Below are 14,172 nucleotides of genomic sequence, written 5' to 3'. Positions count from 1 at the left end.
GGGGTAGATGTGACGAGGGTAACCGCCGCCCGCCGCCTCATGACTGCCGTCCGTCCCCTCCCCCGACCGATGACTTCTTAGGCCGGGCGATCCCGCAACCATCGGTTTGGTTTGAGAGACTCAAACTTCTCCTTATAATCGGAAGCCACAGTTTCCCCATAGGAAGGCCCGCCGTGAACACGCTCCTCGGGCGCCGGACCCGCGTCCTGGCCGCCACCACCGCGACGGCCGGGCTGGTCCTCGTCGCTGTCTCTGTCTCCGGCTGTACCTCAAGCGACGACGGCGGCAGCGGTACGAAGACCGCAGCCGGCGGGGTCGAACTGGTGAAGGCCGGCCGGCTCACCACGTGCACGCACCTGCCCTACCCGCCCTTCCAGTCGGAGATCGACGGCAAGGTGCAGGGCTTCGACGTCTCGCTGATCGACCTGGTCGCCAAGGACCTGGGCGTGAAGCAGGAGATCCTCGACACCCCGTTCGAGAACTTCAAGACCGGCGCCTTCCTCAACTCCGGCGAGTGCGACCTGGCCGCGGCCGGCATGACCATCACCGAGGAGCGCAAGAAGAACGTCGACTTCTCGGACCCGTACTTCGACGCCACCCAGGCCGTCCTGGTCGACAAGAACTCCGGCGTGAACTCGCTCGCCGACGTGAAGTCCAAGAACGTCAAGCTCGGTGCCCAGGCCCAGACCACCGGCGAGGACTACGTCACGAAGCAGGGCTTCGACCCGGTCTCCTTCGAGTCCTCCGACGCGGTCCTCAACGGCCTGCGCTCCGGCCAGGTCAAGGCCGTCGTCATCGACTACCCGGTCGTCCAGGGCTGGCTGAAGGACAAGGCCAACGCGAACGCCTTCAAGGTGGTCGACAACCTCAACACCGGTGAGCAGTACGGCGTCACGGTGAAGAAGGGCAACACCAAGCTCCTCGCCGCGGTCAACAAGGCCATCAAGGACGCCAAGGCCGACGGTACGTACAAGAAGCTCTACGAGCGGTGGATCGGCCCGTACGACGAATCCGCGGCCTCTCCGTCCGCCTCATGAGTGACGCCACGAAGCTCGAAGCCCCGCCCCGAAAAAAGGTCCTGACCCGGCGTCAGAAGCGCAGTCTGTCGCGCGGCATCCAGTACGCCCTCTTCGTCGCGGCCGTGATCGCCTTCGCGGTCTCGGCGGACTGGGGGCGGCTGAAGAACCAGTTCGCGCAGGCCGACATCGCCGAGCAGATGTTCCCGGACGTCATCACGCTGGCGCTGAAGAACACCGTGCTCTACACGCTGTCCGGCTTCGTCGTCGGCCTGGTGCTCGGCATGGTCATCGCGCTGATGCGGCTGTCGTCGGTCGGGCCGTACCGCTGGTTCGCCGGCGTGTACATCGAGATCTTCCGCGGTCTGCCGGCCCTGCTGATCTTCATCTTCATCGGCGTCGCCGTCCCGCTCGCCTTCCCGGGCACGGAGATCGTCGGCGGCACGTACGGAAAGGTCGCGCTCGCGCTGGGCCTGGTCGCCGCCGCCTACATGGCGGAGACGATCCGCGCGGGCATCCAGGCGGTGCCCAAGGGGCAGATGGAAGCGGCCCGTTCACTGGGCTTCTCGCCCGCTCGCGCGATGATCTCGATCATCATCCCGCAGGCGTTCCGGATCATCCTCCCGCCGCTCACCAACGAGCTGGTGCTCCTCTTCAAGGACTCCTCGCTGGTGCTGTTCCTCGGCGTCACCCTGGAGGAGCGCGAACTGTCCAAGTACGGCCGCGATCTGGCCAGTACGACCGCCAACTCCACGCCGATCCTCGTCGCCGGCCTGTGCTATCTGCTGGTCACGATCCCGCTCGGCTTCGTCGTGCGCCGCATGGAGGCGAAGGCCCAGGAGGCCGTGAAATGAGCGAGAAGACTCTTGGGACGCACCCGGAGATCGAAGTACGCGGCCTGCACAAGTCGTTCGGCGACAACGAGGTGCTGCGCGGCATCGACCTGAAGATCGACCAGGGCGAGGTCGTGTGCGTGATCGGCCCCTCGGGCTCGGGCAAGTCCACGTTGCTCAGGTGCGTGAACCTGCTGACAGAGCCGACCAAGGGCCAGGTCTTCGTCGGCGGAACCGAGTTGACGGACCCCGACGTCGACATCGACGCCGTGCGCCGCCGTATCGGCATGGTCTTCCAGCAGTTCAACCTCTTCCCGCACCTGTCGGTGACGGAGAACCTCACGCTGCCCCAGCGCAGGGTGCTGCGGCGCGGCAAGGCGGAGGCATCCCGGATCGCCGCCCAGAACCTGGAGCGGGTGGGACTGTCCGAGAAGGCGAGCGCATACCCCTCCTCCCTCTCCGGCGGCCAGCAGCAGCGCGTCGCCATCGCCCGCGCCCTGGCCATGGGCCCCGAGGTGATGCTGTTCGACGAACCGACGTCGGCGCTCGACCCGGAACTGGTGGGCGACGTACTCGCGGTCATGCGCAGGCTCGCCCAGGAGGGCATGACGATGATGGTGGTGACCCACGAGATGACCTTCGCCCGCGAGGTCGCCGACCGGGTCGTCTTCATGGACGGCGGGGTGATCGTCGAGGACGGCACCCCCGAGCAGGTCATCGTCAACCCCCGCCACGAACGCACCCGCCACTTCCTCTCCCGCCTCCTCGACCCCGCGATGGCGGAGGTGGAGGAGGAGACGTCGGACCAGGTGGGTGGCAGCGCCTGAAGAGGACATACGTTCCTCTTTCGGTCGGAGCCCGACGACCGTCATCATGCGGGCATGACGACTCTCGACGACGCGGGCGGCTCCGGAGCCGGCGCCGCGCTGCCTTTGCTGCCGGAGAACTGGGAGCGCTGCCTCGTCGTGGCCTCGCACCCGGACGACATCGAATACGGGACGGCGTCCGCCGTGGCCCGGTGGACGGCCCAGGGCAAGCAGGTCGCGTACCTGCTCGCCACGCGGGGCGAGGCAGGCATCGACGGGCTGCACCCGGACGAGGTGGGCCCCCTGCGTGAGGCCGAGGAGCGGGCCGGAGCCCGTGAAGTGGGCGTGGACACGGTCGAGTTCCTCGACCACCCCGACGGGGCCATCGAGTACGGTCCGGCCCTGCGCAGCGACATCGTGCGGGCCATCCGCCGGCACCGGCCCGAGGTGGTGGTCTCGGGCGCGTACACCGTCCGTATGGTCTCCGGGCTGGTCAACCAGGCCGACCACCGCGTGGTGGGCCTCGCCGCGCTCGACGCGGCGCGGGACGCGGGCAACCGGTGGATCTTCCCGGAGCTCGCCGACGAGGGCCTCGAACCCTGGGGCGGGGTCCGCTTCGTCTGCTCGCCGGTGCCGAGCGCCCCACCCACGGCGTGGACGTCTCGGGCGAACCGATGGAGCGGGGCATCGCCTCTCTGTCCGCCCACGCCGAGTACACCAAGGGCCTCGGCGCGATGGCCTTCGACCCCCGCGCCTTCCTGACCTGGGCGGCCCGACAGGCCGGACCGGCGCTCGGCGTCGAGGCCGCGGTCCTCTTCGACCTGTACCAGCTCGGCTTCGAGGGTCCACCGCCCTGGGAGCAGTGAGGCCGGGCTGACTAAGGTGCCGTTCATGAGCGATCGCACGGTGCTGCACGTGAAGGGCCGGATCCTGGTCGGCCCGGACGAGGTCCGGGACGAGCTGTGGGTCGTCGACGGCCGCATCTCCTACGACCGACCCGTCGCCGCCCGTGACGTGCGCAGGGTGTCGGGCTGGGCGCTGCCCGGTCTGGTCGACGCCCACTGCCATGTCGGCCTGGGCCCGCACGGCCCGGTACCGGAGGACGTCGCGGAGAAGCAGGCGCTGACCGACCGCGAGGCGGGCACCCTGCTGATCCGCGACGCGGGTTCCCCCTCCGACACCCGCTGGATCGACGACCGCGAGGACCTGCCGAAGATCATCCGCGCGGGCCGCCACATCGCCCGCACCCGCCGCTACATCCGTAACTTCGCGTGGGAGATCGAGCCGGAGGACCTCGTCGCGTACGTCGCCCAGGAGGCCCGGCGCGGCGACGGCTGGGTGAAGCTGGTGGGCGACTGGATCGACCGTGAGGCGGGCGACCTGACTCCCAGCTGGCCGCGGGAGGCCGCCGAGGCGGCGATCGCGGAGGCGCACCGCCTGGGTGCCCGCGTCACCGCCCACTGCTTCGCCGAGAACTCGTTGCGGGACCTGGTCGAGGCGGGCATCGACTGCATCGAGCACGCGACGGGCCTGACGGAGGACCTGATCCCCCTGTTCGCCTCCCGCGGCGTGGCGATCGTCCCGACCCTGGTCAACATCGCCACCTTCCCGCAGCTGGCCGACGGCGGCGAGTCCAGGTTCCCCCGCTGGTCGGCGCACATGAGGCGCCTGTACGAACGCCGCTACGACACGGTCCGGGGTGCCTACGACGCCGGCATCCCGGTGTTCGTCGGCACGGACGCGGGGGGCACGCTGCCGCACGGTCTGGTCGCAGCGGAGGTGGCGGAGCTGGTGACGGCCGGTATCCCCGCGGTGGAGGCGATCGCGGCGACCTCCTGGGCGGCCCGCGAGTGGCTCGGCCGTCCCGGACTGGAAGAGGGTTGCCCGGCGGACCTGGTGGTGTACGAACGGGACCCCCGCACCGATGTTCGCGTGCTGGGGGCCCCGCTGCGGGTGGTACTGAACGGGCGGGTCGTGGGGTGACGGACCGACCCGCCGTGTCGCCGCCGGGTCAGACGGTCAGGTCATCGAAAGCCCGACGCCATGGGCCATGCCCGTGAAACCCACGGAGGGCCGTTTCGATCACGGCGGGGGAGAACGACTTATGGGGCTTCATTCCGCTTGCCCGCTCCGGGGAAATCGCGACCCCCACGTTTCCGTGGACGTCCTGGACCCGATACTCGCCAGGTGGCTCGACCCAGACCTTGTAGGTGGGAATCGTGATGCTCCGGGAGATGTCCCGATTCCCCACGATCGGCCAGGTGTTGTCCTTGATGCGCAGATCCATGGTCTCCGCGAGGAAGATCGGCTCATCGAGTTCGAGCGACGCCACGTCGCAGGAACCATCGGCGTCCAGAAGCTCCGAGAACACGGCCAGCAGGACGTTCCCACGCAGCTTCTCGATGACCTGAGCCAAGGCGATCCTCCCTTCGGCCACCGGAATGGAGAGCACGTCACCCCTCTTGTATTTCGCTAGCACACGGTCCCTCCGGCGGCCTTGTAGCGGGCGTCGTTCATCTGCACTCGAGTGTTCTCCAGGCCGCTTCCCGGCACCGACTTCTTTCCGCCGCCGGCACGCATCCAGCTTTCCTCGAGGACGTCGAGGTCCTGCCCCGGGTTCGCCCTGCCGAGCACCTCGAAGGTGAACGACTTGCCAGGGTAGTCCCTTGCGTGCTCGCCCTGGCGCTTCAAGTAGCGGCTCCAGCTCTTCGCCTGACCGACGTACTCCTCACCGCTGATCAGGTCGGTCCGCAGGTATACGACACCCGCGGGGGTGGGAGGAGTGGGCGACGTGTTGTGAACGAGGATCGGCGTGTGGTCCGCGAGCACGTAGTACGTGTGCAGACCCTCGACGGTCAGGTTGTGGACCGTCGCCTTCGCCGTGCGGGTCTTGACCGCCGTGACCTGGACCCAGCTGCCGCTGCCCGTGCTCAGCCACTGGCCGGGCTCGAGGTCGACGGCCTCGACCCAGCGCCCCTCGTCGGGCAGCCAGAACGGGTGGCCGTCGGTGGCCGTGATCGTCGAGGACCTGGTCCCGGACCGGCCGTCCGTGTCGACGGTGAGGGTGACCAGGTGCTTGGTGCCCTTGCCGGTGATGGTGCGGGTGACCGTGCGGGACTGGGCGTCGTCGGTCTCCACGTCCGACGCCGCGACCTTGTCACCGATCTCGATGTCCTCGATCGGCTTCGTCGTGCCGTCGGCCATGAGCACCTTGGTGCCCGGGACGAAGCTGTTGCCGATCTTGCAGCTCGCGCCGGTCGACGGCGGTTGCTCGGGAACCTTCGGCTGGGCGGGGGCCGGCGCCGGTTGGGCCGGTGCGGGGGCCGGGTCCTTGGCCGGGGCGGGTGCGGCGGGCGCCGGGTCCGCGGGGGCCGGGTCCTTGGCCGGAGCCGCCGGTGCGTCCGGTGTCTTGCCGGCCGGCGGGATCGCGTTGTCGACCTGCCGGCCGACGTCGCTCGCCGTGTCGATGGCCTCCAGCGCCTCGTCGCCGTACTTCGCGGCCTTGGCCGCCGTCGCCCCGTACCCCGCGAAAGGGATCGCGGAGGCGCAGGACAGGGCGGCGTCCAGGTATTCGCCCTCGGCCGCGTACCAGCCGCAGTTGGCCAGGTCGGCGGCCTCGCCGACCACGGGAATCAGACCGACGACGTCGAGGGCCGCATGACCGATGTCGGACCAGGACAGACCGAACAGGTGGCCGTCGATCTCCACGAACGAAACCGGGTTGCCGCCGGCGAAGGCGTAACGGTTGCCGGTGAACGGGTCGGTGGTCAGGCTCATGTCCGCCAGCGCGCCGCCGTACATGTCGCGGGTGAGGAAGCGGTTGAGCGCCGGGTCGTATGTCCTGAAGCCCATGTCGTAGGTGCCGGACGTGGTGTCGTAGCGCTTGCCGTTGAAGCGGTAGGAGTTGTACGGGTCCTCGGATTCCCCGCCGCCGGCTCCCGGCTTGTCCGCGCCCGTGAACTGGGCGGCGTCGTTCTTGCCGTAGGCCGTGTAGCCGTACGTCGTCTTGGTGTCGCCGTCCTTGTCGGTCAGCGCCTCGACGTCGCCGTGCGGGTGGTAGAGGTACTGGGTCGTCTCGGGAGCCTTGTCCTCCTCGTCCTTGATCTGGGTGAGCTTCTGGCCCCAGGACGAGTACTGGAAGGACGTGACTCCCTCGTCGGTCACCTCCTCCTTCAGGGAGTGCGAGGTGATGCCCAGGTAGGTGAAGAGGGTCGTCTTGGCGTCCTCGCCGCTGCCCACCGCCTCCTTGACCGTGCGGTCGAAGGCGTCGTACGTCAGCCGCGTCGTCTTGGCCGCGTCGCCGCTGCCCGCCGTGATCGACTCCGGGCGGTCAAAGCCGTCGTAGCGGTACTTCTGGATCGTCGCGCCGCCGAAGGAGACCGTGTCCAGGCGGCCCAGCGGGTCGTAGTTGTACGTCGAGGCCGCGCCGTCCGCCGTGGAGGTCAGCAGGCGGTTGCGGTCGTAGCGGTGGGTGGTGGTCGTGTCGTCGACGTTCTGCCAGACCACGTTGCCGGCCGCGTCGTGCCGGTACTCCTCCGTCGCCTCGTCGTCGCCGGTCTTGGCGACCTTGGCGATGCGGTCCTGCGGGTCGTAGGTGTAGGCGTAGGTGTTGTCGATGGTGGAGCCGTGGTCGTCGGCGTCCATGAGCTTCAGGACGTCCTCGACCTTGTGGCCGTTGGCGCTGTACTTCAGGGCGTGTTCGGCGACCAGCGTGCCGTCCGACTGCTTCTCGGTGGTCTTCTTCGTCGAACCGTCGAGGTAGTAGTCGACGGTCAGCACGTTCCCGTTGGGCTTGGTCTGCTTGGCCAGTTCGTCCCGGGCCGTGTACTCGAGTGCCGTGACCTGGCGGTTGCCCGCCGTCGGCGAGTCCGCGTTGGTGATGCGTTCGACCCGGTCCAGGACGTCGTAGTCCAGCTTGCTCCAGGTCAGGTCGTGGGTGGTGGTGAGCGTGTTGCCGTTGGCGTCGTAGGTCAGCGCGGTCGTGTTGCGGACGGCGTCCCCGTCGTGCTCGACGACCTTGCCGAGCTGGTTGAGTTCGTCGTACTCCAGGGTGTAGCGGTTGGTCTGGACGCCGGGGCTGCGGTCGATGATCTCGGTCTGGTTGCCGTTGGCGTCGTACCGGTAGGAGAAGTCCTTCTCCTCGTTGTCGGTGTCCTTGGAGTTGTCGCGGACCAGCCGGACCGCGTCCGCGACCACCGTGCCGGTCGCCTTGTCGGTGAGGGTGACGGTCTGGCCGGTGTCCTCGCCGAAGGCGTACTTGCCCAAGGACCGCCATTCACCGGGGAGTTCGGTCTGGTCGAGGATCTTGGTCCCGGTGCCGTCCTTGTGCTTGATCTCGTAGGTGGCGTCCTTCGCCGCCCCGTCGACCTTCGGGTACCGGACGTAGACCGTGTAGTCGCCCGCCTGGGGGATCGTCAGCTGCCAGACGAAGCGGTCCGCGCCCGAACCGGCCGAGTGGGTCTGCGCGTCGTAGCCGTACGAGCCCTCGGTCGTGGTCTCCTCCCAGGTGCCCTGGGTGGCCGTGTTGTTGACGTCGGAGTTGTCGACCAGCGCGACCTGCAGACCGACCGGGACCCCGTTGTCCGAACGGGACTTGAGGGCGCCGCTCGAGTAGAAGGCGGAGTCGAGGGTGCGGGTGACCGAACCGCCCGCGCTGCTTAGCGTGTTCTGGATCTGCTGGCCGAGATCGTTGTACTTGTAGGTGTTCTCGATGTCGAAGGCGTCGGTGGACGTCTTGATCCAGCCGGTGTCGAAGTAGGTGTACTCCGTCTCGTTGCGGACACTCTGGCCCTCCGAGGGCGGGGCACTGACCTTGGTCACCCGGCTCAGCGAGTCGTAGGCGTAGGTCGTCCGGTCCGGCGTGTTGTAGCGGCCGTCGTCCGGGTCGTAGGGGCTCAGGGCCTCCTTGACCCGGTTCAGCTCGTCGTACACCGTCTCGGCGGCGAAGTCCTTCGGATCGTCGCCGGTCTCCACACCGCGCGGGGTGATGACCCGGGTCTGGTTGCCGACCTCGTCGTACTCGAAGCGGGTGGTGCGTACGATGGTGTCGTCGCCGTCCTTGTCGTGCGGGACGCGTGCCTCGACCAGGGCGGCACGGGCGTCCAGGACCATCTCGGTGCGGTTGCCCTCGGCGTCCGTGGTGGCGACGGTCAGACCGTCCCAGTCGTAGGTGCTGGTCGTCGACTTGCCGGCGGCGTCCGTGGTCTCCAGCACCCGGTGGTCGAGGTCGTAGCGGAGCTTGGTGGTGTAGTCGTCGGGGTCCTCGGTCTCGTTCTTGCGGGCGTCGACGACCTTCACCACGTCACCGACGTCGTTGTAGACGGCGGAGGCGCGTCCGCCCGCCGCGTTGACCGCCTCGATCGGCTGGTAGACCTCGTCGTACTTCGTCGTCGAGGTGAAGTCCCCGGGCTCCTCGGTCAGGTTGCCCTTCGGTTCCGTCGAGGTGAGCTGGTTGCCGACCTTGTCGTAGGTGAAGGTCGATACGCGGGGCGCCGAACCCTCCTCGTCGCCGGGCTGGGTGGACTTCAGCAGCTGGTCGGCGGCGTCGTACTCGCTGGTGCTCGCCACCTGGTTCGGGGCGGTGAAGACGAGGGTGTTGTCGTTCGCGTCGTACTCCGGCGCGGGCGTGACGATGAACTCGCCGGCCTTCTGGTCCTTCGGCCTGCGGTTCTCCAGCGGCCGCCCGAACACGTCGTAGGTCTGCGTGGTCGTCGCCCCGTCGGCCTCCTGGAGCTCGGTGACGTTGCCGCGCAGGTCGTACGTCGTCGCCGTGCGGTTGCCGAGCGCGTCGACGATGACCCTGGGGTAGCCGGACGGGTCGTAGTCCTCGAACTTCGTGGTGTGCTCGTTGGCGTCGGTGGCCGAGGTGAGCCGGCCCCGGGCGTCGTAGGCGTTGGTGGAGGTGTAGTCGCCGGCGGGTTCGCTCGCCACGCCCTTCGGGTCGGTGACCGAGGTCATGTTGCCGCGGGCGTCGTAGCCGAACTGCCAGGTGCGGCCCTCGGGGGAGACCCGGCGCACGAGGTCGGCGATGTAGCCGTTCTCGCCGGTCGCGTAGCTGAGGGTGGCGGCGGGCCGGTCGTTCCTGACGCTCTCGGCGTCCTTCGACTCCAGCGGGTAGCCCGTCTTGGGGTCGTACTTCCAGGTGCGGGCAGCCCCGTTGTTCTCCTCGAGGCGCGTGACGTTGTTGTCCGCGTCCCAACCCAGCTCAGTGGTCCGCTTCTTGGCGTCGGTCAGCTTCACCGGGCGGCCGTAGCCGTCCATCAGATCGGTGGCCGGGTTGCCCTCGGCGTCCGTGACGACGGCCCGGATCGCCTTGCCGTCGTGGTCGTCGGCGTCCTCGTAGCGGTACTTGGTCAGGCCGCCGAGCCGGTCGGTGACCGTCTTGGTGTACCCCAGGTAGTGCAGCTGGTCCTTGTCGTCGTGCGGGCCCACGTAGTCCAGCCCGGTGGCGTTGCCGCGCGGGTCGGTGACCTCGACCAGCTTCACGCCCGGGTGGTCGAACTCCTTGCCGTAGCCGAACCTGAAGACCTTCCGCAGATCCTCGTCCGCGGAGTTCGCGCCGTCCGTGAGCCGCGCGAGCAGGCCCTTCTCGGTGAACGTGAAGTCGATCCGGCGCCCCGACACGTCGGTGACGGACTGGACCCTGTCGATGATGAACGGGTTCAGGAGGTGCTTGCCCTCACGGACCTTGCCGTCCTCGTCGACGTACGTGTACGCCTCGCCCTTCTCCCAGTAGTCGACGGTGAGGGTGCGCCGGCCCTCGGCGTCGGTGACGTACTTCAGCAGCTTGGAGGGGTGTCCGAGCAGCCGCTCCTCGTACGTGAACTCCATCCGGTTGCCGTTCTTGTCCACCTGGGCGCTCGGATAGCCCTGGCAGTCGAAGAGGAACCGGGTGCGGTCCGGGCGCAGGAACTCCCAGGCCTCCCGCTGGTGGGGCTTGAGCAGACAGTCCTTCTCCAGCTGCCTGACCCGGAAGTGGACCCCGGCCGGGGAGTCCCACTCGCCCTTCTTGTTCTTGCTGAAGACATGGCTGGTGCCGTCACCGTCGGTCAGTGTGATCTGCTTGGGCAGCAGCGCTGACGGGTGGAAGTCCAGCGGGGTGCCGAGCCGTACCGGTGACGACGCCTGCAGTGACCAGCCCGGACCGGCCGGAGTGCTCGACGCGTCCTGCGAGTTGTAGGCCAGGCGCAGGAAGGTCGAGAAGCCGAGCGACGGGTTCGAGAAGGCGTTGTACGACCACACCGCGTTGCCGGCGTAAAGGTTGCTCATCAGCGCCGAACCGGCGCCGGTGTTCTTGCCCGCGTACGAGTAGAAGTCCTCCAGACCGAGCTGGTCGGAGGTCGGATACTCGGCGGTGACCTCGTGCTTCGACGGCGGTACTCCGTCCGTCTCGGACAGCCAGTCGCCGGTGGCCTTCTCCCGCAGGTCCCACTCCAGGCCGAAGGTCAGCCGCTTGTCGAGCGGGTCGACCAGCACCGGGGCCTTCAACTGCGCGTCGAAGGTGACGGTCTCGCCGGGTGCCACGTCCTCGGGCAGCCCGGTCGCGTCCTTGTTGAGCAGGTTGGTGATGTCCTTGCCGTCCAGCGTCCAGCGGTACGACAGGACGCGCTCGCCCTTCTTCCACGGCGTGTTCGTGGTGTTGGTGAGCGTCGCCTCGACGGTGGCGGTCTCGCCCGGGATCATCCGCGCGGGCGTGAACGGCAGGAAGTACGTCTCGGCCTCGGGGGCGGCGAGCAGCTTGTTGTTCTGGGTGACCTGGCCGACCGCGGGCAGTTCGACCGCGCGGGCGGGGCCGGTCAGCAGCTTGCCCTGCGTGGTCCGTACGGCGATCCGGTAGTGGTAGGTGCGGCCGTCCCCCTTGAGGGCGGGGGCAGCGGTGCGGTCGGCGAAAGTGCGGGTGCCGCGGTCGACCGGGGCGAGAAGTGTCTCGTCGGTCGGCGTGAAGTCCTTCGACGTCGAGCGGTGGACCTCGTACTCGAGCAGGCCCTTGCCCTCGTATGCCGTCCAGGAGAGGTCGGCGCCGGTGGCGTGCGCGGTGCGGGGCGTGGCGATGCGCACGCCGTCGGCCTCGCCCGCGACGCGCGGGTGGGTGAGGGAGGCGGCGCCGCGGCTGCGGTCGAGGGCGATGCGGGGCGGCTGGTCGTCGCCGTCGTCCCGGTCGTCCTTCGCGTCGTCGCTGCCGAAGAGATCGTCCCAGAAACCGCTGTCGTCCTCGTCGGCGAGCTCGCTGGCGGGCCGCCAGCCTTCGCGGGGGTCGCTCGTGTCGGGTCCGGAGGCGGCCGCGGGTCTCGCCTCGCCCGTGCGGGCCGGGGTCGAGGGAGCGGTGCCGATGATCAACGCCGTGGCCACGGCGCCGACAAGGGCGGCGCGCAGACGGAGACGGCGGGTGTGGCGTAAGCCTGCCATGGAGGGGCTCCTTGTCCCGATAGGCACAGGGATCGCACAGGAATCGCGGGCCCACCTGTGTACCAAGGCTCTCCAAAGGCGTGTCAATGACATGTCAAGTGCAACGGCGAGTTCCGGACTGTGCGCGACTACCTGACGGCGCCATCAACCCCCTTTGTGTGTCAGGGGTGTTGACCGAGCAATGAAAACGTTTTAATTTCCCCTCACGCCGACTTCGAGACGTGAGGGGGACCCGTGGCCGCTGTACTACGGGAACGCGCAGGTACTGAGGAGGTGAGGGCGGCGCGCCGCCGAGCAGATGGTGCGCCGCCGCGACGAAAAGGTTTTCAGAGCAGGGGGTCGCTCGCTCTCGGCCTGCTCATGCTGCCGGGCCTCGCCTACTTCCTGCTGTTCCACTACGGCGCCCTCGTCGGCAACGTCATCGGCTTCAAGGAGTACGTGCCCTTCGACGGACTCTGGGGCAGCCCCTGGGTCGGTCTGGGCAACTTCCAGCGGATGTTCGAGGACAGCGCCTTCTGGGACGCGGTGCTCAACACGGTCTTCATCGCCGTCCTGCAACTGGTCTTCTACTTCCCGGTGCCGCTCGGCCTCGCCCTGCTCCTGCACAGCCTCACCTGGAGCTCGGTGCGCCGCTTCGTGCAGTCGGTGGCCTACCTGCCGCACTTCATCTCGTGGGTGATCGTCGTCGCCCTGTTCCAGCAGCTGCTCGGCGACACCGGACTGCTCAACTCCTCGCTGGACGGCATGGGACTGAGCACCGTCGACATCATCGGCAACCCCGATGCCTTCAAGCCGCTCACCGTCGCCCAGGTCATCTGGAAGGACGCCGGCTGGGGCACGATCATCTTCCTCGCCGCGCTGGCCCAGGTCGACGAGCAGCAGTACGAGGCCGCCGCGATCGACGGCGCCGGGCCCTGGCGGCGCTTCTGGCACGTCACGCTGCCCGCGATCCGCCCGGTCGTCGTGCTGCTGCTCATCATGCGGCTCGGCGACATCCTCTCCGTCGGCTTCGAGCAGATGCTGCTCCAGCGCGACGCGGTCGGCCCGGAGGCCGCCGAGATCATCGACACCTTCGTCTACTACCAGGGCATCGTCGGCGGCGACTACGGATTCGCCGCCGCCGCGGGCCTGTTCAAGGGCGTCGTCGGGGCTCTCCTCGTCTACGCCGCCAACAAGGTCGCCCACCGCCTCGGCGAACAGGGGGTCTACAAGTGAGTGCCCACGTCCGGCCCGGCTGGATGGAGAAGCCGAAGCCGCTCACCCAGGCCGCCAAGGCACTCGCGCTCGTCGCGGTCGTGCTGCTGGTCTGCGTGCCGTTCCTCGTCATCGTCTCGACCTCGCTGGCCTCCACGGACGAGGTGGTCGACAACGGCGGCTGGGTGCTGTGGCCGACCGAGCCGTCGCTCAAGGCGTACCGCGACATCCTCGACGGCGGAATCGTCACCCACGCCCTCGGCGTCAGCGCCGGCGTCACGATCGTCGGCACCCTGCTCAGCCTCGCCTGCACGGTGACCCTCGCCTACGCCCTGTCCCGCCCCGGAGCCTTCGGCGGCAAACCGGTCCTGCTCCTCGTCCTGTTCACGTTCCTCTTCCCGCCCGGCATGATCCCGAGCTTCCTGCTGGTCAAGGAGCTGGGCCTGCTGGACAACTACGCCTCGCTGGTCCTGCCGGTCCTGGTGAACGTGTTCAACCTCGTCGTCCTGCGCGGCTTCTTCCAGGGCATCCCCGAGGAGCTGTACGAGGCCGCACGACTGGACGGCGCGGGGGACTGGCGGGTGCTGTGGTCGGTCGTACTGCCGCTGTCCAAGGCGGCGTTGGCCGTCGTCGGACTGTTCTACGCGGTGGCGTACTGGAACTCCTGGTTCTACGCCTCGCTCTACCTGGAGAGCGGCCACTGGCCCCTCCAACAGGTGCTGCGCACCTATGTGGTGGCCGGTTCCGGACTCACCGACGCGACGACCGGCGAGGGCACGATCAGCGCCCCGCAGACCGTGCAGATGGCGGTGCTGGTGATCGCCACCGTGCCGATCCTGCTCGTCTACCCCTTCCTGCAGAAGTACTTCACCAAGGGCGTGCTCACCGGCGCCATCAAGAGCTGACACGCCATCAAGA

At 68.5% G+C, this 14,172-nt stretch carries 8 protein-coding genes and 1 pseudogene; 7 read left to right on the top strand and 2 right to left on the bottom strand.

What is annotated here, in order from left to right; all coding sequences use genetic code 11:
* The first annotated feature begins 173 nt into the window (after nt 1-173).
* The 5 genes and pseudogenes from ACFYO2_RS00445 (at nt 174) to ACFYO2_RS00425 (ending at nt 4,638) form a co-directional block, all read left to right on the top strand.
* Entirely contained in the window at nt 174-1,037 is an 864-nt protein-coding gene (locus ACFYO2_RS00445) for a transporter substrate-binding domain-containing protein (protein WP_388342023.1), read from the top strand.
* Nucleotides 1,034-1,870, top strand: a complete 837-nt coding sequence (locus tag ACFYO2_RS00440; protein ID WP_388342020.1) for an amino acid ABC transporter permease — start codon at nt 1,034-1,036, stop codon at nt 1,868-1,870. Before ACFYO2_RS00445 ends, ACFYO2_RS00440 begins: the two co-directional genes overlap by 4 nt.
* Nucleotides 1,867-2,676 carry an amino acid ABC transporter ATP-binding protein gene (locus tag ACFYO2_RS00435; protein ID WP_388342017.1) on the top strand — a complete coding sequence of 270 codons (810 nt, stop codon included), beginning with the start codon at nt 1,867-1,869 and terminating at the stop codon, nt 2,674-2,676. The genes ACFYO2_RS00440 and ACFYO2_RS00435 overlap by 4 nt, the downstream gene beginning before the upstream one ends.
* Before the next feature lie 54 nt (nt 2,677-2,730).
* Nucleotides 2,731-3,521: pseudogene (locus tag ACFYO2_RS00430) on the top strand (PIG-L deacetylase family protein).
* Between the two features lie 25 nt (nt 3,522-3,546).
* Nucleotides 3,547-4,638, top strand: coding sequence for an amidohydrolase family protein (locus tag ACFYO2_RS00425; protein ID WP_388342014.1), 1,092 nt, complete (start codon nt 3,547-3,549; stop codon nt 4,636-4,638).
* Between the two features lie 28 nt (nt 4,639-4,666).
* Here ACFYO2_RS00425 and ACFYO2_RS00420 read toward each other — a convergent pair whose 3' ends face one another.
* Complete coding sequence (locus ACFYO2_RS00420) at nt 4,667-5,107, bottom strand: hypothetical protein (protein ID WP_388342011.1); 441 nt, start codon at nt 5,105-5,107, stop codon at nt 4,667-4,669.
* 20 nt (nt 5,108-5,127) lie between these two features.
* Nucleotides 5,128-12,060: a polymorphic toxin-type HINT domain-containing protein gene (locus ACFYO2_RS00415; RefSeq protein WP_388342008.1), complete on the bottom strand. Its 6,933-nt coding sequence runs from the start codon at nt 12,058-12,060 to the stop codon at nt 5,128-5,130.
* A 360-nt stretch (nt 12,061-12,420) separates the two neighbouring features.
* Between ACFYO2_RS00415 and ACFYO2_RS00410 the strand changes: the two genes are divergently transcribed.
* Nucleotides 12,421-13,275, top strand: coding sequence for an ABC transporter permease (locus tag ACFYO2_RS00410; protein ID WP_388342005.1), 855 nt, complete (start codon nt 12,421-12,423; stop codon nt 13,273-13,275).
* Nucleotides 13,272-14,159 carry a carbohydrate ABC transporter permease gene (locus ACFYO2_RS00405; RefSeq protein WP_388342002.1) on the top strand — a complete coding sequence of 296 codons (888 nt, stop codon included), beginning with the start codon at nt 13,272-13,274 and terminating at the stop codon, nt 14,157-14,159. Before ACFYO2_RS00410 ends, ACFYO2_RS00405 begins: the two co-directional genes overlap by 4 nt.
* The last annotated feature ends 13 nt before the right edge of the window (nt 14,160-14,172 follow it).

The sequence above is a fragment of the Streptomyces sp. NPDC006602 genome, assembly GCF_042870385.1.
Taxonomy (GTDB): domain Bacteria; phylum Actinomycetota; class Actinomycetes; order Streptomycetales; family Streptomycetaceae; genus Streptomyces.
Note: the sequence above shows the minus strand (reverse complement) of the source record. Positions and strands in the feature narration are given on the sequence as shown.